Origin of the sequence: Tranquillimonas rosea (genome assembly GCF_900111315.1) — a bacterium.
Classification (GTDB): Bacteria; Pseudomonadota; Alphaproteobacteria; order Rhodobacterales; family Rhodobacteraceae; genus Tranquillimonas; species Tranquillimonas rosea.
On sequence record NZ_FOGU01000001.1, the window covers coordinates 432,246 to 450,969 of the forward strand.

Annotated in this window: 18 protein-coding genes; 4 read left to right on the forward strand and 14 right to left on the reverse strand. The window is 66.1% G+C overall.

The window, feature by feature from the left end; all coding sequences use genetic code 11:
• Positions 1 to 49 precede the first annotated feature (49 nt).
• Complete coding sequence (locus tag BMZ25_RS02045; protein ID WP_092688200.1) at positions 50 to 829, reverse strand: SDR family oxidoreductase; 780 nt, start codon at positions 827 to 829, stop codon at positions 50 to 52.
• 200 nt (positions 830 to 1,029) lie between these two features.
• On the opposite strand from BMZ25_RS02045, the gene BMZ25_RS02050 reads away from it, so the two are divergent.
• Positions 1,030 to 2,052 (forward strand): Hint domain-containing protein, encoded by a 1,023-nt coding sequence (locus BMZ25_RS02050; protein ID WP_092687601.1) that lies wholly within the window; start codon positions 1,030 to 1,032, stop codon positions 2,050 to 2,052.
• Positions 2,053 to 2,059: 7 nt separating this feature from the next.
• Here BMZ25_RS02050 and BMZ25_RS02055 read toward each other — a convergent pair whose 3' ends face one another.
• The gene (locus BMZ25_RS02055; RefSeq protein ID WP_092687604.1) at positions 2,060 to 2,728 is read right to left on the reverse strand and encodes a hypothetical protein; all 669 of its coding nucleotides are present in this window, start codon (positions 2,726 to 2,728) and stop codon (positions 2,060 to 2,062) included.
• 70 nt (positions 2,729 to 2,798) lie between these two features.
• Complete coding sequence (locus tag BMZ25_RS02060; protein WP_092687607.1) at positions 2,799 to 3,176, reverse strand: nuclear transport factor 2 family protein; 378 nt, start codon at positions 3,174 to 3,176, stop codon at positions 2,799 to 2,801.
• Between the two features lie 109 nt (positions 3,177 to 3,285).
• Here BMZ25_RS02060 and BMZ25_RS02065 point away from each other — a divergent pair, with 109 nt between their 5' ends.
• From BMZ25_RS02065 to BMZ25_RS02075, 3 genes are all read left to right on the forward strand, one after another.
• Complete coding sequence (locus BMZ25_RS02065; protein WP_092687610.1) at positions 3,286 to 4,893, forward strand: peptide chain release factor 3; 1,608 nt, start codon at positions 3,286 to 3,288, stop codon at positions 4,891 to 4,893.
• A 93-nt stretch (positions 4,894 to 4,986) separates the two neighbouring features.
• Positions 4,987 to 5,463, forward strand: a complete 477-nt coding sequence (locus tag BMZ25_RS02070) for a copper chaperone PCu(A)C domain-containing protein (protein WP_092687613.1) — start codon at positions 4,987 to 4,989, stop codon at positions 5,461 to 5,463.
• 192 nt (positions 5,464 to 5,655) lie between these two features.
• Positions 5,656 to 7,155, forward strand: a complete 1,500-nt coding sequence (locus BMZ25_RS02075; RefSeq protein ID WP_092687616.1) for a DEAD/DEAH box helicase — start codon at positions 5,656 to 5,658, stop codon at positions 7,153 to 7,155.
• Between the two features lie 199 nt (positions 7,156 to 7,354).
• Here the strand turns inward: BMZ25_RS02075 and BMZ25_RS02080 are convergent, their stop codons facing one another.
• The 11 genes from BMZ25_RS02080 to BMZ25_RS02130 form a co-directional block, all read right to left on the reverse strand.
• Positions 7,355 to 9,022 (reverse strand): ribonuclease J, encoded by a 1,668-nt coding sequence (locus tag BMZ25_RS02080; RefSeq protein WP_092687619.1) that lies wholly within the window; start codon positions 9,020 to 9,022, stop codon positions 7,355 to 7,357.
• On the reverse strand, positions 9,019 to 9,798 hold the full coding sequence (locus tag BMZ25_RS02085; protein WP_092687622.1) for a type III pantothenate kinase: 780 nt from the start codon (positions 9,796 to 9,798) through the stop codon (positions 9,019 to 9,021). The genes BMZ25_RS02080 and BMZ25_RS02085 overlap by 4 nt, the downstream gene beginning before the upstream one ends.
• Before the next feature lie 12 nt (positions 9,799 to 9,810).
• Positions 9,811 to 10,560 (reverse strand): biotin--[acetyl-CoA-carboxylase] ligase, encoded by a 750-nt coding sequence (locus BMZ25_RS02090; RefSeq protein WP_092687625.1) that lies wholly within the window; start codon positions 10,558 to 10,560, stop codon positions 9,811 to 9,813.
• Entirely contained in the window at positions 10,550 to 11,992 is a 1,443-nt protein-coding gene (gene nuoN, locus BMZ25_RS02095) for an NADH-quinone oxidoreductase subunit NuoN (RefSeq protein ID WP_092687628.1), read from the reverse strand. Before nuoN ends, BMZ25_RS02090 begins: the two co-directional genes overlap by 11 nt.
• Positions 11,993 to 12,002: 10 nt before the next feature.
• Positions 12,003 to 13,541, reverse strand: a complete 1,539-nt coding sequence (locus tag BMZ25_RS02100; protein ID WP_092687631.1) for an NADH-quinone oxidoreductase subunit M — start codon at positions 13,539 to 13,541, stop codon at positions 12,003 to 12,005.
• A 1-nt stretch (position 13,542) separates the two neighbouring features.
• Positions 13,543 to 15,687 carry an NADH-quinone oxidoreductase subunit L gene (gene nuoL, locus BMZ25_RS02105; RefSeq protein WP_092687634.1) on the reverse strand — a complete coding sequence of 715 codons (2,145 nt, stop codon included), beginning with the start codon at positions 15,685 to 15,687 and terminating at the stop codon, positions 13,543 to 13,545.
• A gap of 4 nt (positions 15,688 to 15,691) precedes the next feature.
• A complete protein-coding gene (gene nuoK, locus BMZ25_RS02110; protein ID WP_092687637.1) occupies positions 15,692 to 15,997 on the reverse strand; it encodes an NADH-quinone oxidoreductase subunit NuoK in 306 nt (101 codons plus the stop codon).
• Positions 15,998 to 16,098: 101 nt separating this feature from the next.
• On the reverse strand, positions 16,099 to 16,713 hold the full coding sequence (locus BMZ25_RS02115; protein WP_092687640.1) for an NADH-quinone oxidoreductase subunit J: 615 nt from the start codon (positions 16,711 to 16,713) through the stop codon (positions 16,099 to 16,101).
• Between the two features lie 37 nt (positions 16,714 to 16,750).
• Positions 16,751 to 17,245 carry an NADH-quinone oxidoreductase subunit NuoI gene (gene nuoI, locus BMZ25_RS02120; protein WP_092687643.1) on the reverse strand — a complete coding sequence of 165 codons (495 nt, stop codon included), beginning with the start codon at positions 17,243 to 17,245 and terminating at the stop codon, positions 16,751 to 16,753.
• 45 nt (positions 17,246 to 17,290) lie between these two features.
• The gene (gene nuoH, locus BMZ25_RS02125) at positions 17,291 to 18,328 is read right to left on the reverse strand and encodes an NADH-quinone oxidoreductase subunit NuoH (protein WP_092687646.1); all 1,038 of its coding nucleotides are present in this window, start codon (positions 18,326 to 18,328) and stop codon (positions 17,291 to 17,293) included.
• Positions 18,329 to 18,334: 6 nt separating this feature from the next.
• Positions 18,335 to 18,724 carry a hypothetical protein gene (locus tag BMZ25_RS02130; protein ID WP_177190363.1) on the reverse strand — a complete coding sequence of 130 codons (390 nt, stop codon included), beginning with the start codon at positions 18,722 to 18,724 and terminating at the stop codon, positions 18,335 to 18,337.

The window sequence follows — 18,724 nt, forward strand, 5'->3', positions numbered from 1 at the left end:
CCGAGAGTTTCGGTCGGTTACCAGCCCCCCGCGGCCCCCGCAAGTCCGGCTACATCGACAGGTTCACCGCCCCGCCGTCGAGCAGGATGTTCTGGCCGACGATGAACCCCGCATGCACCGAACAGAGAAAGGCGCAGGCTGCGCCGAACTCGTCCGGTGTGCCATAACGGCGCGCCGGGATCGTCGCCGCCCGCCGGGCCCGCGCCTCGTCGATGGAGATGTTCTCCTGCCGCGAGACCGTGCCGTCGAGCTGATCGGCGCGGTCGGTCGCATGAATACCGGGCAGCAGGTTGTTGATCGTCACCCCGTCCGGCGCCACCTGCCGCGCGGTGCCGGCCACGAAACCGGTCAGCCCCGCCCGTGCGCCGTTCGACAGGCCGAGCGCGGGGATCGGCGCCTTGACCGACTGGCTGGTGATGTTGACGACGCGGCCCCAGCCGCGGCCCTGCATCGACGGCAAGCACGCGGTCATCAGCGCGATCGGCGTCAGCATGTTCGCGTCCAGCGCGGCAATCCACTCGTCGCGGCCCCAGTCCGACCAAATCCCCGGCGGCGGGCCGCCCGCATTGGTGACGAGGATGTCCACGTCGCCCGCGGCCGACAGCACGACCTCCTGCCCCTCGGCCGTCGTGATGTCGGTCGCGACCGTGTTGACGCTGACGCCGTGATCCAGCCGCAGCGTTTCGGCCGCGGCTTCCAGCGTCTCGGCCGACCGGCCGTTCATCACGAGGTCAACCCCGGCCGCCGCGAGCGCCTGCGCGCAGCCAAAGCCCAAGCCCCGCGACGACGCCGTCACCAGCGCGCGCCGGCCGGCGATTCCCAGATCCAGCATTTGTCCCTCCCTGTCACCAATGCCGCGCCTGCCCGGCAGATTGTCGACACTGTGGCCGGCACGACGCCCCGTTCTGCCGCCCGACATGCGCGGTCGATTGACCGATCGTCAAGCTGTGCCTAGCGTCCATTGCGCTTTCGGAGCACGCCTTTCGAGGTGGTCCCACCCCTTTCGTCGTAGTCAGCGAGCCGCGCGTCATGCCGACCGATCCCGCCCTCGAACCCGCCCAGAGCCTGCCGGTCCACGCCGCCGGCAGCTTCGTCGCGGTGGACGGCGCGAACCTGGGCGATCCGCTCGGCCACGCGGACGAGCTGATCCCCGGCGACGTCTACATGCTGGCCGCGAGGGCCGAGCGGCGGCGCATGGCGGTCACGCTGGACGGCGACGGCCACCACCTGACCATCGCGTCGGGCGGGGATGCCGGCCGCCTGGGCGCGGCGCTCCATTTCGACTGCTGCGCCACTCTGATGTCGGCGGACGGCGCCACCGTGGACGCCCTGATCCTTGTCGAGATCGCGACCGACGGCGTGTCCGTCGAAGAGGTCTGGCTGTTCCCGCTGGCCCCGCTCATGCCGCGGGTGGGCTATGCCCTCGTCGCGTTGGACCGGGACGGCGCCCGCGCCCGGTTCGCCGAGACCGCCTGCGTGTCGTTCACGCGCGGCACGCAGATCACTCTGTCCTCGGGCCGGCAGGTGCCGATCGAGGCGCTGTCGGTGGGCGACAGCGTCCTGACGCGCGATCACGGGCCGGAGCGAATTCGCTGGATCGGCCAGCAGACGGTGCGTGCGCTGGGGGCGTTCGCCCCGATCCGCATCGCCGCCGGAACGCTGAACAACGAGAACGACCTGATCGTAAGTCCCAATCACCGCCTGTTCGTCTACCAGCGGCGCGACACGATCCGTGCCGGGCGGGCTGAGGTACTGGTGAAGGCGAAATACCTTCTGAACGGCGCCACCGTGACGCGCACGGACGGCGGGTTCGTGGATTACTTCCAGCTGCTCTTTGACAGCCACGAGATCATCTACGCCGAGGGGATCGCCGCCGAGTCGCTGATGGTCGACACCCGCACCCGCCCTGTCCTGCCCCCGGACCTGCAGGACCGCCTCCGCAAGTCGGACCCTGCCGCGCTATCCCGGCGCGATCTCGGCTATGAGGTGCGCGAGGGGCTGCTGGACGGCGACCGGGCGGTGGAGTTGCTGCGGCAGGCCACCGCCTGCTGAGACGGACCTAGCGCGCCGTAACGAAGCCGCCGTCGAGCGTCTGCACGCCGTCCCGCGTGCCGACCGTGCCCGACAGCCGGCCACGCACGAACCCGGCATTGTCGCCGTAGACGCTCCCGTCGATCGTGCCGTCGACGTCCAGCGCCCCGCGACCGCCCGTCAGCGTGCCTTCCAGTGTCGCGCGCATCACCGGGTCGCCCGCTCCGTCGATCGTGCCGTCGCGTATCTCCAGCGCGCCGCCGAGCGGCGTGTCGTCCGACCGCCGCAGGTTCGAGATCTCCCCCGCCGCCGTTTCCAGCCCGAAATTCATCAAAAGGCGCATGTCGCCGTTCAGCGTCGCGGCGTTGCCGGCGCCGGACAGGTCCATCCGGGCATGGCCTTCGTACAATGCCTGCCCAGCCGGCAGCGCCCGCTGCGGCGTCCGGCGCCAGCCGGTCTCGTCCCGGAACGCGGAGTCGAGCGCGTCGAAGGCAGCCTCTCGCGCGGCATAGTCGAGCACCGGATCGAAGGTCTCGCCGCCATCACCATCACCGCTGCCGCCATCATCATCGTCACCGCCTCCATCGCCGGGCGGCGTGGGCTCTTCCGTTCCCGGCGGCTCCACAGCCGGCGACGACGACCCGCCGCAGCCGGACAGCCCGGCCAGGACCACAACGAACAGGACCCATATCCGCATCGCATCTTCTCCGGTCGCCTCAGACCCCGAAGATCGGTGCGATTCTCTTAAAACTGGATTAATCCGCGCCTCAGCCCGGCATCGGCGGCGAGAAGAACTCTTCGCGCACGATGCGGCCGTCGGAGACGTGGTAGACGGCCACCTCGCTCATCTGCCAGCGCTGGCCGCTGCTCTTGTCGGTGGCGTCGACCCTGAAGATGACAGCGAACCGGTCGTCGCCATGCAGGAACGGGCCCTCGGTCTCGGCGGCGTGGGTCTCCATCGCCGTCTCCCACCAGTCGTGCTTGCCGTGGATCCCGGCCCGCCCCTCGGTGATGCGCTCGCCTCCCGGCATCGCGAAGGCCTCGACCGAGACAGCATCCTCGGAATACAGTCTGTCCAGGTTCTCGGCCGCGCGCCCCTCGCGGCAGCCCACCACCAGCTCGTTAGCGATTTCGTCACGTGTCATCGAAACCTCCCGCACCACCGGACCACCCGGTGCGGAAAGGGTCTCATGGGCGGGTCGCCCGGCAAAGCCTCAATTGCACCGGCCCCGCCCCGCGTCTATATCCCCGCCCATGCTGGACCGCACCTCGAACGCCCCCGAACTGCCGCCCGAAATCGCCAGGCGCCGCACCTTCGCGATCATCTCGCACCCGGATGCGGGCAAGACGACGCTGACCGAGAAATTCCTCCTCTACGGCGGCGCCATCCAGATGGCCGGCCAGGTCCGCGCCAAGGGCGAGGCCCGGCGCACCCGCTCGGACTACATGCAGATGGAAAAGGATCGCGGTATCTCGGTCTCGGCCTCGGCGATGTCGTTCGATTTCGAGGATTACCGCTTCAACCTGGTCGACACGCCAGGCCACAGCGACTTTTCCGAGGACACCTACCGCACGCTGACGGCCGTGGACGCCGCGATCATGGTGATCGACGGCGCCAAGGGCGTCGAGAGCCAGACCCGCAAGCTGTTCGAGGTCTGCCGCCTGCGCGACCTGCCGATCCTGACCTTCTGCAACAAGATGGACCGGGAAAGCCGCGACACGTTCGAGATCATCGACGAGATCCAGGAAAACCTGGCGATCGACGTCACCCCGGCCTCGTGGCCGATCGGCATGGGGCGCGACTTCCTCGGCTGTTACGACATGCTGAACCGGCGGCTCGAGCTGATGGACCGCGCCGACCGCAACCGCGTGGCCGAATCGATCAAGCTCGACGGTCTCGACGATCCGCGGCTCGCCGACCACGTGCCGCCGCGGCAGCTGGAACAACTGCGCGAAGAGGTCGAGATGGCGTCCGAGCTGATGCCACAATTCGACCACCAGGCCTTTCTCGACGGCACGCTGACGCCGATCTGGTTCGGCAGCGCGATCAACTCCTTCGGAGTCAAGGAGCTGATGGACGGGATCGGCCACTTCGGCCCGCAGCCCCAGCCCACCAGCGCCGAGCCGCGCCAGATCTCGCCGGACGAGACCAAGGTGTCGGGCTTCGTGTTCAAGGTGCAGGCCAACATGGACCCCAAGCACCGCGACCGCGTCGCCTTCGTGCGGATGTCCTCGGGCCATTTCAGGCGCGGCATGAAGCTGACCCATGTCCGCTCGAAGAAGCCGATGGCGATCTCGAACCCGGTGCTGTTCCTGGCCTCGGACCGCGAGCTTGCCGAAGAGGCCTGGGCCGGAGACATCATCGGCATCCCCAACCACGGCCAGCTCAGGATCGGCGACACCCTGACCGAGGGCGAGGCGATCCGCGTCACGGGCATCCCCTCCTTCGCGCCCGAGCTTCTGCAGAACTGCCGCGCCGGCGATCCGATGAAGGCCAAGCACCTCGACAAGGCGCTGACCCAGTTCGCCGAGGAGGGCGCCGCGAAAGTGTTCAAGCCGATGCTGGGCGCGGGCTTCATCGTCGGCGTCGTGGGCCAGCTGCAGTTCGACGTCCTCGGCAGCCGGATCGAGGGCGAATACGGCCTGCCCGTCCGCTTCGAGCCGTCGCAATTCACCTCGGCCCGCTGGGTCTCGGGCGAAAGGCAGGCGGTCGACGCCTTCGTCAACGCCAACAAGGGCCACATCGCCCACGACAGCGACGGCGACATCGTCTACCTCACCCGCCTGCAATGGGACATCGACCGGATCGAGCGTGATCATCCGGACGTGCGGCTGACCGCGACCAAGGAGATGATGAGCTGACCTCGGGCGCCATTTTCCGCCGAGCCGACATGCCCCCGCAACATCGGCCCCTCAAGATGCGTTGATCGACCGATCACTGACGAGGAACGTAGAATGAAACGCATTATCGCACTCGCCGCCGCCCTGCTCCTGCCGATGGCCGCCACCGCTCAGGACGGCGACCATGTCTCCGAGTCGAACGGCGTGCGGGTGATGCACGCCTGGACCCACGCCACCGACACCGACTCGGCCCGCGTCTACTTCGAGATCGAGAACGGCTCGGACCAGATCGTCAGCCTGCAGGCGCTCGATGCGTCGGTCGGCATCGATGTCGCGCTCAAGGCCGCCCCGCTCGACGCCAATTCGAGCGAGCCAGTCGGCCTGCCAGAACTGCCAATCGCGCCCAACAACACGGCCACGCTCGAGCCCGAGGGGATGTTCATGCAGATCACCGGTCTGGACGAACCGCTTTCGGCCGGCGACCGTTTCGAGATGCAGGTCGAAATCCTGCCCTTCGAACCGCTGACTCTCGAGGTCGCCATCGAGGAAAAGGACGCCGCCGGTCATTCCCACGCCGATCACACCCAATGATCTCGTCCCGTCGACGGGCGCGCCCTGGAAAACGCACGAACGCCAATTATATGGGCCGATATTGACCGGAGCGGCTGCATGAGCTAGCAGCCAGAGCCATCGGGGCGGCCCCAACCGGGGGCGCGCGCGCCATACGGGCCGCAGCCCCTCAGACGCACGGGCCGCGACGGGTCCGTAACACATCGGATCCGCATGACCACGTTCAAAGACCTCAACCTAGACCCCAAGATCCTCAAGGCCGTCGAAGAGGCCGGCTATACCACGCCGACGCCGATCCAGGCGGGCGCCATTCCGGCCGCGCTGCAAGGGCGCGACGTGCTCGGCATCGCGCAGACCGGCACCGGCAAGACGGCCAGCTTCACCCTGCCGATGATCAACGCGCTCGGGCGCGGCCGCGCCCGCGCCCGGATGCCGCGCAGCCTCGTCTTGGCCCCCACCCGCGAACTCGCCGCTCAGGTCGCCGAGAACTTCGACACCTATTCGAAGTATACCAAGCTGACCAAGGCACTCCTGATCGGCGGCGTCTCGTTCAAGGAGCAGGACGCGCTCATCGACAAGGGCGTCGACGTCCTGATCGCCACGCCGGGCCGCCTGCTCGACCACTTCGAGCGCGGCAAGCTGATCCTGTCCGACGTCAAGATCATGGTCGTCGACGAAGCCGACCGGATGCTCGACATGGGCTTCATCCCGGACATCGAGAAAATCTTCTCGCTGACGCCCTTCACCCGGCAGACCCTGTTCTTCTCGGCCACGATGGCCTCGGAGATCGAGCGCATTACCAACACCTTCCTCGCCAATCCCGAGAAGATCGAGGTCGCACGACAGGCCACCGCCTCCGAGACCATCGAACAGGGCGTCGTCGTCTTCCGCGCCAGCCGCAAGGACCGCACCGCGGCGGAAAAGCGCGACATCCTGCGCAAGCTGATCGATTCCGAGGGAGACAAGGTCACCAATGCCATCGTCTTCTGCAACCGCAAGGTCGATGTGGACATCGTCGCGAAGTCGCTGAAAAAGCACGGCTACCACGCCGCGCCGATCCACGGCGACCTCGAGCAGTCCCAGCGGACGCGCACCCTCGACGAATTCCGCAGCGGTGACCTGCACTTCCTCGTGGCCTCCGACGTCGCCGCCCGCGGACTCGACGTGCCCGCAGTGAGCCATGTCTTCAACTTCGACGTGCCCTCCCATGCCGAGGATTACGTTCACCGCATCGGCCGCACCGGCCGCGCCGGACGGGACGGCAAGGCGATGATGCTCTGCGCGCCGTCGGACGAAAAGAACCTCGAGGACATCGAGAAGCTCCTCGAAAAGTCGATCCCGCGCCTCGAGAACCCGCTCGGCCATGCCGCGCCCGAAGCCGAGGCCGCCGAGGACGACGCGCCGCAAAAGCCGGCCAAGCGCACCCGGACGCGTAGCCGCAAGAAGGTGGACACCGCGCCTGCCGAAGAGACGGCGGCCACCGAAACGCCCGAAGCGGCGCCCGCACCTGAAGCCGCACCCGAGACCACCGCGCAATCGGCCCCGGAACAGCAATCGGCTGACGACGGCAACAAGAGCAAGGGCGGCAAGCGCAAGCCGCGCGGCGGCAACCGCAAGTCCTACCAGAAGAAGAACGACGACAACGTCGTCGGCATGGGCGACCACCTGCCCAACTTCATCGCGATGAGCTTCGAAGAGCGCCGCGCAAGCTGACGGCGCCCTTTCTCTTCGGTTCCCGAAATATCCCCGCCGGAGGCACGGCCGCGCCAGAGGCGCGGCCAGACATCTCATGGCGCCGCAGGCGCCACCGGTAGAAAGCACCCCCGAGCGTCAGTACGTCCGCCCTCCGCCCATGGGGGCGTCAGCTCAGCCGGCCGACACCAAGCTCGACCGGCTGACACCAACAATCGCGTCAGCTCAGCCGACTGACGACGACGGTCACCTCGGGCTTGCGGCCGATCTCGTCGTTGGCGCTCTGGCGCGCTTGGCGTTTCAGCGCATCGTCCAGCTTGTCGTCGTCCAGGAGCGTCTTGTCGTCCATCCGCTGCAACAGCTGCGCGAGGTCCGCCTCGACGACTTCGGCCAGCGCCGCGTTCGAGCGCCCCTTTTCCGGCAAGCCGATGACCTCGACCCAAGGCTCGCCGAGCGGCGCGTCATCCTCGTCGATGATCAGCGTCACGACCATGTGGCCGTTCACCGCCATTCGGATCCGATCGCGCACGATCCCGTCCATCGCGCCGATCTGCACCGCCCCGTCGAGATAGGTGCGCCCCGTCTCGACATAGTCGACGACCTTCGGCTCGTTGCCCGACAGCGACACGCATGTGCCGTTCGGCGCCAACACGCCGGTGCGGCCCAGGCTGTCCGCCAGCTTGACGTGCTCGCGCAGGTGGCGGTGCTCGCCATGCATCGGGACGACGAATTGCGGCTGCATCATCTCGTGCATCGCCTCCAGGTCCGGCCGGTTGGCGTGGCCCGAGACGTGGTACCGGCCCTCGTTGTCGTCCACCACGTCGACGCCCATTTCGGAAAAGGCGTTCATGATGTTGATCACGTCCCGCTCGTTGCCGGGGATCGTCTTGGACGAGAACAGGAAGGTGTCGCCGTCGTTCAGCTTGAGCCCCAAGTGCTTGCCGCGGCTCAGCTGCGCGCTGGCCGCGCGGCGTTCACCCTGGCTGCCGGTCGCGATCAGCATCAGGCTCTCGCGCGGCACTTCGCGCGCGTCCTCGGGGCTGATCGTGGCGGGAAACTCGCTCAGGACGCCGGACTGCACCGACGCTTCGACCATGCGCCGCATGGCGCGGCCCAGCAGGCAGACCGACCGCCCGGCCGAGATGCCGGCCTCGGCCAGCGTTTTCACCCGCGCCACGTTGCTTGCGAAGGTCGTCGCGACCACCATCCCGTCCAGCGACGAGACCAGCTTGGAGATTTCCGGCCCCACCGTGCTTTCGGACCGGCCGGGATGCCCGGAAAAGACGTTCGTCGAATCGCACACGAGCGCCCGGACACCCGGCTTGGCCACCTCGGACCATTGCGCATGATCGAACGGCTCGCCCACGACCGGGGCCGTGTCGATCTTGAAGTCGCCGGTATGGACGATCCGGCCCGCGGGCGTGTCGATCACCAGCGCCGAGCTCTCCGGGATGGAGTGCGATACCGGCAGGAATCCGACGGAGAACGGGCCCGCCTGCACCGTCTCCGGCCACGGTTTCGCGATATGCAGGACGGAGGTGTCCAGCCCGTGCTCTTCCATCTTCCGCGTCGCGATGTTCGCGGTGAAGGGACGGGCATGAACGGGGGCGCGCAGACGGTTCCAGACATGGCCCACGGCGCCGACGTGATCCTCGTGCGCGTGGGTGATGAAGATGCCGTCAAGACGGTCGGCCCGCTCGGCGATCCACGAGATGTCGGGAAAGATCAGGTCGACGCCCGGCGTCGTGTCCATGTTCGGGAACGTCACCCCGAGATCGACGATGATGAATCGTTCCTGCCCCTCCGGGCCGTAGCCGTAGAGATAGCAATTCATGCCGATCTCCCCCGCGCCACCGAGGGGGAGGTAGATCAGGCGGTCGTTGCTCATGTGTTTTCTCTGTCCCTGTTATAGCGATGGATCACGGTCAGGCCGTGCATCGTCAGATCTTCTTCGAAATGGTCAAATAGGGTTTCGCCCTGCTGAAACAAAGGCGCAAGCCCGCCGGTGGCCACAACGGTCATCTCCCGCGCGCGTTCCGTCTTGATCCGCGCAAGCACGCCGTCGATCAGCGAAACGTAGCCCCAGAAGATGCCGGATTGCATGCAGGCGACCGTGTTCGTGCCGATCACGTGCTCGGGCCGCGTCACGTCGATGTTGGGTAGAGCGGCGGCAGCGTCGTGCAGCGCCTCGAGGCTGAGATTGACGCCCGGAGAGATCACCCCCCCGATATACGCCCCGTCCGAGGCCACCACGTCAAACGTCGTCGCGGTGCCGAAATCGACGACGATCAGGTCTCCGCCATAGCGGTCGAAGGCCCCCGCGGTGTTCACCAGCCGGTCGGGGCCCACCTGCGTTCCGGGATCCACGCGCACGTCCACCGGAAGCGCGCAATCCGACCGCCCGACCACGAGCGGCCGACAGTCGAAATAGCGGTTGCACAGGACCCGCAGGTTGAACACCACGCGCGGCACCGTGGACGAGATGATCACCTCGGTGATCCTCGCCTCGATCTGTTTCAGCTGCATCAGCGTGCTGAGCCAGACATAGTATTGGTCCGCCGTGCGCTGCTGCTCGGTCGAGGTCCGCCATGTCGCGAGGAACTTCGTACCGTCCCAGATGGAAAAGACGGTGTTGGTGTTCCCGCAATCGATCGCCAGAAGCATCCGCCCCCTCCGTCAGAAGAACACGTCGGCCGCCGGCACAGCGCGCCGGCCATCCGGGGTTTCAAGCACGAGCTGCCCGTGCTCATCGATGGTCTCGAAGCGGCCCACGATCTCTTCGCGTCCCGTGCGGGCCGTGATGACCTCGCCCAGACGCGCGGCGTGGCGCAGCCAGTGCTCGCGGATCGTCGGAAAGCCCAGCCGTGTCAGGATGCTCTCCTGCGTGGCATAGGCGTCGGCGAGGATCACCAGGAACTCCTCGGGCTCGATCTCGACCCCCGTCGCCTCGGCCACGCTGACCGGCGGGAACACCGCATCGCGCACATCGTCCGGCGCCATCACCAGGTTCACACCGATGCCGATGGACAGCCACTCGACCTGTCCCGCGGGGCCCGCGCTTTCCAGGAGGATGCCCGCGACCTTGCCGTTGTCGAGCAGCACGTCGTTCGGCCATTTCAGCGACAGGCGTGTCCGGTCGACCCGCATGGCGAGCGCCTCGAACAGCGCGTTGGCGGCGAGGAACGACCGCAGTGCTGCCCAGGCGGGCACCCCACCCGGCCGCATCACCAGCGTCGCCGCGAAATTCCCGGCCGGGTTGGCCCAAGCGACGCCCCGGCGGCCCCGTGCCGCCGTCTGTTCGCGGGCGAGTATCCACGTGGGATAGTTCAGCTCGCCCGCAATGCGCGCCGCCTCGGCGTTGGTGCTGTCGACCCGATCGAGGACGATCCGGTCGAACCCTTCCGGCCAGGGCGCCTCAGTCGACAAGGGTGGCCGCAGCGGCCGCTGCGGGGCCCTCGATGCCGAACAGGTTGACCACGCCGAACACCATCATCGCCGCCGACACCATCAGCATGCCCCAGAGCACCGGGCTGGACGATCGGTCGAGCCCGTCGCCCTCTTCGCCGAAATACATGTAGAAGATGATGCGCAGGTAGTAGAACGCCGCGATCACCGAAGCGATGACGCCCAGCACCGCCAGCCAGCCAAGCCCGGCATCGACCGCGGCGCGCAGCACGTAGAACTTGCCGAAGAATCCGACGAGCGGCGGCACGCCGGCCATCGAGAACATCAGCACCATGACCGCGAGCGCCTTCAGCGGCTCGGTCCTGGAGTACATGTTCAGCGCCTTGATGTCGGTGACCGGCTGTCCGTCCTTCTCCATCGACAGGATGAAGGCGAAGGTGCCGACGTTCATCACGACGTAGATCGCCATGTAGACGAGCATCGCCTGCACGCCGAACGCACCGCCGCCGGCCAGGCCCATCAGCGCAAAGCCCATGTGGTTGATCGAAGAATAGGCCATCAGGCGCTTGATATTCGTCTGGCCGATCGCGGCGATTGCGCCCAGGAACATCGACGCCACCGCGAGAAGTGCCACGATCTGCTGCCAGTCGCCCACGACACCGCCGAAGGCGTCGTGCAGGATGCGGGCGAACATTGCCATGGCGGCGACCTTGGGCGCCGTGGCGAAGAACGCGGTCACCGGCGTGGGCGAGCCTTCGTAGACGTCCGGCGTCCACATGTGGAACGGCGCGGCCGACACCTTGAACGCGACACCGGCGCTGACGAAGACCAGACCGAACAGCAGGCCCAGCGGGATGTTGTCGCCGGCGCTTACCGCGCGCACGATGCCCTCGAACTCGGTTGTGCCGGCAAAGCCGTAGGTCAGCGACGCACCATAGAGCAGCAGGCCCGAGCTGAGCGAGCCCAGGACGAAGTACTTGAGGCCCGCCTCGGTCGACTTGGGGCTTTCACGGCGCAGCGAGGCGACGACATACAGCGCCAACGACTGCAGCTCGAGGCCCATGTACATCGCGATCAGGTCGCCGGCACTGACCATCACCATCATGCCCACGGACGCGAGCGCGACGAGCAGCGGATACTCGAACCGCAGGAGATCCCGGCGGGCCATGTACTCTTCGCTCATCAACAGGACGGCAGCCGCCGCCAGAAGCAGCGTCACCTTGGCAAACCGGGCAAAGGCGTCGTCGACGAACATGCCGCCGAACGCGGTCCGTGTCTCGCCGCCCGACAGCCCGATCCAGCCCGCCAGAAGGACGAGAACCGCCGCCGTCGCCCACAGGATGACGGGCGCCAGACGGTCTTTGCCGGTATAGACCGCCACGATCAGGCCCAGCATCGCAAGGAGTGCCAGGGTGATCTCGGGCAGAATTACGGAGAAATCGGCAGAGGTCATACGGCGATCCTTACATCTCGGCCAGTGTCACGCCGGCCTGTTCGGCCAGTGCGGTCTGTGTATCGGAAATCAGCGCCTCGACGGAGGGGCCGACGATGTCGGTCACGAGGCTGGGATAGACGCCCAGAAGCAGGGTCATCGCGACGAGCGGCGCGAAGATCCACTTCTCACGCCGGGTCATGTCGGTGATCGACCGCAGCGACTCCTTGATGAGGTCGCCCAGGACGACCCGGCGATAGAGCCACAGCGCATAGGCGGCCGACAGGATCACGCCGGTCGTGGCGACCGCGGCGACCCAGGTGTTCACCTGGAACATGCCCATCAACGTCAGGAACTCGCCGACGAAACCGCTCGTCCCCGGCAGGCCGACATTGGCCATCGTGAACAGCATGAAGATCATCGCATAGGCCGGCATCCGGTTCGCGAGACCGCCATAGGCATCGATGTCGCGAGTGTGCATCCGGTCATAGATCACGCCCACGCACAGGAACAGCGCGCCCGAGATGAAGCCGTGGCTCAGCATCTGGAAGATCGCGCCGTCGAGGCCCTGCTGCGTCACCGTGAAGATGCCGGCGGTCACGTATCCCATGTGCGCGACCGACGAATAGGCGATGAGCTTCTTCATGTCCTGCTGCGCGAGCGCCACAAGCGAGGTGTAGACGATCGCGATGGCCGACAGCCACAGGATCAGCGGCGCCAGCAGGTCGGACGCTATGGGGAACATCGGCAGCGAGAAGCGCAGGAAGCCGTAGCCGCCCATCTTCAGCAGGATCGCGGCAAGTACCACGGACCCCGCGGTCGGCGCCTGAACGTGCGCGTCGGGCAGCCAGGTGTGGACCGGCCACATGGGCATCTTGACCGCGAACGAGGCGAAGAAGGCCAGCCACAGCAGCGTTTGCAGGCCGCCGACAACCTGGATGCCAAGCACCGGGAACGTCTCGGACGCGAAGTTGTGCGCCAGAAGTGCCGGGATGTCCGTCGTACCCGCGTCCACGTACATCGCCGTGATCGCCACCAGCATCAGCACCGAGCCGAGGAACGTGTAGAGGAAGAACTTGAACGCCGCGTAGATGCGGTTCTTGCCGCCCCATATCCCGATGATCAGGAACATCGGGATCAGGCCGCCCTCGAAGAACAGGTAGAACAGCACGAGATCCAGCGCGCAGAAGACGCCGATCATCAGCGTCTCGAGCACGAGGAAGGCGATCATGTATTCCTTCACGCGCACGGTGACGTCCCAGCACGCCAGGATCACCAGCGGCATGAGGAACGTCGTCAGCATCACGAACAGGATCGAGATGCCGTCGACGCCCATCTTGTAGGTCAGGCCGACCAGCCACTCGCCCTCTTCGACGAACTGGAAATCGGTGTTCTGCGGGTCGAACCCGGCCAGCAGGAACAGCGAGATCAGGAACGTCGCGCTCGTCGCGATCAGCGCAAGCCACTTGGCGTTCAGGCGCGCGGCCTCGTCGTCTCCGCGCAGGAACAGCGCCAGGATCGCCGCGGCCAGAAGCGGCAGGAAGGTGATGATGGAAAGTAGGCTGTCCATGTTATTGGGCCCCTCCGGCCAGCGTCATCAGCGTGATCAGGACGGCGATACCGAGCACCATCGCGAAGGCGTAGTGGAACAGGTATCCCGACTGCGCACGGCCCGCGAGGCGGGTGAAGAACGGCACGATCCCCATGGCGAGACCGTTGATCCCGCCGTCGATCACGCCCCCGTCGCCGCGCCGCCACAGGAAGCCACCCAGGCTCCGCGCCGGCCGCACGAAGACGGCGTTGTAGATTTCGTCGAAGTACCACTTGTTGAGAAGGAAGCGGTACAGGATCGGCTGGTTCGCCGCGAGCTTGCCGGGCAGATCAGGCCGCCGGATATACATCTGGAAGGCCAGCAGGAAGCCGACGAGCATCGCGACGAAGGGCGACACCTTGACCCAGACCGGCGCATGGTGCGCCTCGTCGAGGACGTGGTTGTCGGGGTGCATGTAGATCGCCCCCTCGCCAGGCGCGGGACCGGCCAGAGCGGTTTCCGTTCCGTCACCTTCGCCCGACCCCTCGGCGCTTTCGCTTGCCGCCGCGTTATCCTCGGCAGAGCCGCCTTCTGCCGACGCGGTTTCCTCGCCGTGGTCGCCGCCCGCCTCTTCCGAGGCCTCGGCTTGATGCGGGATGCCGAACCAGGTCGTGACCTTCTCGTGCGAGCCGAAGAACGGCCCGTACCAGACCATGCCCGCGAACACCGCGCCGATTGCCAGCACGCCGAGCGGCGCCGTCATGATCGTCGGCGATTCATGCGCGTGGTCATGGGTGTGCTTGTCGCCCTTCTGCGGCCCGTAGAACGTCATGAACATCAGGCGCCACGAGTAGAACGAGGTGAAGGCCGCCGCGATGACCAGCATCCAGAAGGCGTAGGTCGCCACGCCGGTCTGCCCGCCCCAGGCGCTCTCGATGACGGCGTCCTTCGACAGGAAGCCGGCGAAGCCGATATGCGTCAGCGGGATGCCCACACCGGTGATCGCCAGCGTGCCGATCATCATGGCCCAGAACGTGTAGGGAAACTTGTCCTTCAGCCCGCCATAGTTCCGCATGTCCTGCTCGTGGTGCATCCCGTGGATGATCGAGCCGGCGCCGAGGAACAGCATCGCCTTGAAGAACGCGTGGGTGAACAGGTGGAACATCGCCGCCGAGTAGACGCCGACACCCGCTGCCACGAACATGTATCCGAGCTGCGAACAGGTCGAATAGGCGATCACGCGCTTGATGTCGTTCTGCACCAGACCCACCGTCGCGGCGAAGAACGCCGTCGACGCCCCAATGAAGGTGACGAAAGCGGTGGCGTTCGGCGCGAACTCCATCAGCGGCGACATCCGGCAGACGAGGAACACGCCCGCCGTCACCATCGTCGCGGCGTGGATCAGGGCCGAAACCGGGGTCGGGCCTTCCATCGCGTCGGGCAGCCAGGTGTGCAGCAAGAGCTGGGCCGACTTGCCCATCGCGCCGATGAACAGCAGCAGGCAGACCACCTCGATCGCGTTCCAGTCGCGCCACAGAAAGGTCATCTGCGTTTCGGCCATCTCGGGCGCGGCGGCGAACACGGTGTCGAAGTTGATCGAATCCACCAGGAAGAAGATCGCGAAGATCGCCAGGGCGAAGCCGAAATCGCCCACCCGGTTCACCACGAAGGCCTTGATGGCCGCCGCGTTCGCCGACGGCTTGCGGTAGTAGAAGCCGATCAGGAGGTACGAGGCGACGCCGACACCCTCCCATCCGAAGAACATCTGCACGAGGTTGTCCGACGTCACCAGCATCAGCATCGCGAAGGTGAAGAAGGACAGGTACGCGAAGAAGCGCGGGCGGTAGGGCTCGTCGTCCTTGAAGTGCGCGTCATGCGACATGTAGCCGAAGCTGTAGAGATGCACGAGGCTCGACACCGTCGTCACCACGACCAGCATGATCGCGGTCAGACGATCCAGCCGGATCGCCCAGTCGGTGCTGAGACTGCCCGACTCGATCCAGCGCAGGATCTGGATGCGGTGCATCTCGCCGTCATGGGCGAAGAACACGATCCACGACAGGAACGCCGCCAGAAGCAGCAGGCAGGTGGCCGTCCATTGCGCCGGCTTCTCGCCGATGATGCCGTAACCGAAGCCGCAGATGAGCGCGCCGATCAGCGGCGCGAAGAGGATAATCGTCTCCACAGCCTCAGCCTTTCATCACGTTGATGTCTTCGACGTCGATCGTGCCGCGGTTGCGGAAGAAGCAGACCAGGATCGCCAGCCCGATCGCCGCCTCGGCCGCGGCGACCGTCAGCACGAACAGCGTGAACACCTGCCCCACCAGATCGCCGAGATAAGCCGAGAAGGCGACGAGGTTGATGTTCACCGCCAGCAGCATCAGCTCGATCGACATCAGGAGGATGATCACGTTCTTCCGGTTCAGGAACAGCCCGAAGATCCCGATGACGAAGAGGGCCGCGGCGACGGTGAGGTAGTGTTCTAATCCGATCATTCTGTCCCTCCGGGCGTGCTCACCCGTTGAAGTATCCGTTGGCCACCAGAACGGCGGTGATGATCCCGATCGCCACCGCCGTCCAGCCGCCTGCGTTCATCTCACAGCCCCTGACCGGGCTTCACGTCCTTCAGCTCCATCGCCTTGGCGGGGTCGCGGTACATCTGCGCCAGCACGTCCTGCCGCTTGACGTCCGGACGGTGCCGCAGCGTCAGCACGATCGCCCCGATCATGGCGACCAGCAGGATCAGGCCCGCAAGCTGGAAGAGCATCAGGTAGTCGTCGTAGATCAGCTGCCCCAGCATCTGCGTGTTGTGGGCGCCCTCGAACTGGTCGGGCTGCGCCGCGAGAAGCTCTGGCGCGATCTCCGAGGTCTGCCAGACGCCGAAGGCGAGGCCGAGCTGCATCAGGATGACGACACCGATCAGCAGTGCGATCGGCATGTAGCGCGCCATGCCGGCCTTGAGCTCGGTGAAGTCGATGTCGAGCATCATCACCACGAACAGGAACAGCACCGCGACCGCGCCGACATAGACGATGATCAGCAGCATCGCCACGAACTCGGCGCCCAGCAGGACGAATAGGCCCGCCGACGACAGGAAGGCCAGGATCAGCCACAGGACCGAGTGGACGGGGTTGCGCGCGATCACGGTGAACAGGCCGGCGGCGGTCACAGTGATGGCGAAAAGATAGAAGGCGAAATCCGCGACACCCATTAGGCGGTCCCTTTCATCGCTGTCCTCTCGCGCCCCCTTAACGGTACGGCGCGTCGATTTCCAGATTGCGGGCGATCTCGGCTTCCCAGCGTTCGCCGTTCTCGAGCAGCTTCTCCTTGTTGTAGAAGAGCTCTTCCCGCGTCTCGGTCGCGAACTCGAAGTTCGGTCCCTCGACGATGGCATCCACCGGGCACGCCTCCTGGCAGAAACCGCAATAGATGCATTTCGTCATGTCGATGTCGTAGCGCGTCGTGCGGCGGCTGCCGTCGGTGCGCGGCTCGGCGTCGATGGTGATCGCCTGCGCGGGGCAGATCGCCTCGCACAGCTTGCATGCGATACACCGCTCTTCGCCGTTGGGATAGCGCCGCAGCGCGTGCTCGCCGCGGAACCGCGGGCTGAGCGGCCCCTTCTCGTGCGGGTAGTTGAGCGTCGCCTTGGGCGCGAAGAAGTATTTGAAGCCCAGCTTGAGACCCTTGAAGAAGTCCTGCAGCAGGAAGTACCGGCTGGCGCGGGTATAGTCGATGGATGCCATTTTCAGCCTCCGTAGGTTTCGTCGGGTGCGCCGCTGGCGGTCATCTCAGCCGCCCACGGCCCAGCGGGCATAGGCGCCGCCGAACAGGCCGTACTGGGCAAAGAATGACACCAGCACCACCCAGGCCAGGCTGAACGGAAGGAACACCTTCCAGCCCAGCCGCATCAGCTGGTCGTAGCGATAGCGCGGGACGATCGCCTTCACCATCGCGAAGAGGAAGAAGAAGATCGCCATCTTGCCGACCATCCACAGCGCGCCGTCGGGCAGGCCCGGAATGGGCGACAGCCAGCCGCCGAAGAACAGCAGCGAGGTCAGCGCGCACATAAGGAAGATCGCGATGTACTCGCCCGCCATGAACAGAAGGAACGGCGTCGAGGAATATTCCACCTGGTAGCCCGCGACGAGCTCCGACTCGGCCTCGGGCAGGTCGAAGGGCGGGCGGTTCGTCTCGGCCAGCGCCGAGATGAAGAACAGGAACACCATCGGGAAGTGCGGCAGCCAGTACCAGTTGAACAGGCCCAGGTTGCCGTCCTGCGCGCGGACGATCTCGCCGAAGTTCAGGCTGCCGGTCGTGATTATGACGCCGATGATGATCAGTCCGATCGAGACCTCGTACGAGATCATCTGAGCGGCGGACCGGAGCGAGCCGAGGAACGGGTATTTCGAGTTCGACGCCCAGCCCCCCATGATCACGCCGTAGACCTCGAGCGACGAGATCGCAAAGACGTAGAGGATGGCGACGTTGAGGTCCGCCAGCACCCAGGTGTCGTTGAACGGAATCACCGCCCAGGCCACCATCGCCAGGACGAACGACATCAGCGGCGCCAGCAGGAAGACCGTGCGGTCCGACCCGGCGGGGATGACGATCTCCTTGACGACATATTTCAACGCGTCGGCGACGGTCTGGAGCAGGCCGAATACGCCCACCACGTTGGGGCCGCGGCGCATCTGGACAGCGGCCCAGATCTTGCGGTCGCCGTAGACCATGAACAGCAGCGACACCATCACGAAGGTGATCACCATCCCGCACTGGGCAGCGATGATCAGCGCGATTCCGGGCGCCGTGGAAAAGAAATCAGCCATGCATCCTCACACCGTCGGTATTCCGTCTTCCCTACAGGCGGCGACCACCACATCGGCATCGATGGTGCGTGTCCCCTCGGGCAGCGCTGGCGAGACCGTGTAAACCGCATCTCCCCGCCAAAGGCCACCCTCTTCGTCGAGATTCGTTCGAACGCGTCGTGCAAATCCATAGTCGCGGATCCGCGCATACTGCGCCGCGGCGCAGTCGGCATAGGCCGTCACGTCGCCTGCGGAGGACGCTCCGCGCATCTCGACGAGGAAATTGACCAGATCCCCGCCCAGGAGCCGTGTCTGCACGCCGAGATACTCGGGCGCCGGCGCCTCGGCAGGGGGTGTCGTTTCGGCGCAGGCCGCGACTCCGGCCATCAATACCAGTACCGCGGTCCCGCGCCCCAT

Coding starts and splice junctions, on each gene's coding strand:
- BMZ25_RS02050 (WP_092687601.1), top strand. CDS start 1,030: ATGCCGACCGATCCCGCCCTCGAACCCGCCCAGAGCCTGCCGGTCCAC.
- BMZ25_RS02115 (WP_092687640.1), bottom strand. CDS start 16,713: ATGGGTGTCGCGGATTTCGCCTTCTATCTTTTCGCCATCACTGTGACC.
- nuoH (WP_092687646.1), bottom strand. CDS start 18,328: ATGGCTGATTTCTTTTCCACGGCGCCCGGAATCGCGCTGATCATCGCT.
- nuoN (WP_092687628.1), bottom strand. CDS start 11,992: ATGACCTCTGCCGATTTCTCCGTAATTCTGCCCGAGATCACCCTGGCA.
- nuoI (WP_092687643.1), bottom strand. CDS start 17,245: ATGGCATCCATCGACTATACCCGCGCCAGCCGGTACTTCCTGCTGCAG.
- BMZ25_RS02075 (WP_092687616.1), top strand. CDS start 5,656: ATGACCACGTTCAAAGACCTCAACCTAGACCCCAAGATCCTCAAGGCC.
- BMZ25_RS02130 (WP_177190363.1), bottom strand. CDS start 18,724: ATGGGGCGCGGGACCGCGGTACTGGTATTGATGGCCGGAGTCGCGGCC.
- BMZ25_RS02085 (WP_092687622.1), bottom strand. CDS start 9,798: ATGCTTCTGGCGATCGATTGCGGGAACACCAACACCGTCTTTTCCATC.
- BMZ25_RS02070 (WP_092687613.1), top strand. CDS start 4,987: ATGAAACGCATTATCGCACTCGCCGCCGCCCTGCTCCTGCCGATGGCC.
- BMZ25_RS02065 (WP_092687610.1), top strand. CDS start 3,286: ATGCTGGACCGCACCTCGAACGCCCCCGAACTGCCGCCCGAAATCGCC.
- BMZ25_RS02080 (WP_092687619.1), bottom strand. CDS start 9,022: ATGAGCAACGACCGCCTGATCTACCTCCCCCTCGGTGGCGCGGGGGAG.
- BMZ25_RS02055 (WP_092687604.1), bottom strand. CDS start 2,728: ATGCGGATATGGGTCCTGTTCGTTGTGGTCCTGGCCGGGCTGTCCGGC.
- BMZ25_RS02060 (WP_092687607.1), bottom strand. CDS start 3,176: ATGACACGTGACGAAATCGCTAACGAGCTGGTGGTGGGCTGCCGCGAG.
- nuoK (WP_092687637.1), bottom strand. CDS start 15,997: ATGATCGGATTAGAACACTACCTCACCGTCGCCGCGGCCCTCTTCGTC.
- BMZ25_RS02100 (WP_092687631.1), bottom strand. CDS start 13,541: ATGGACAGCCTACTTTCCATCATCACCTTCCTGCCGCTTCTGGCCGCG.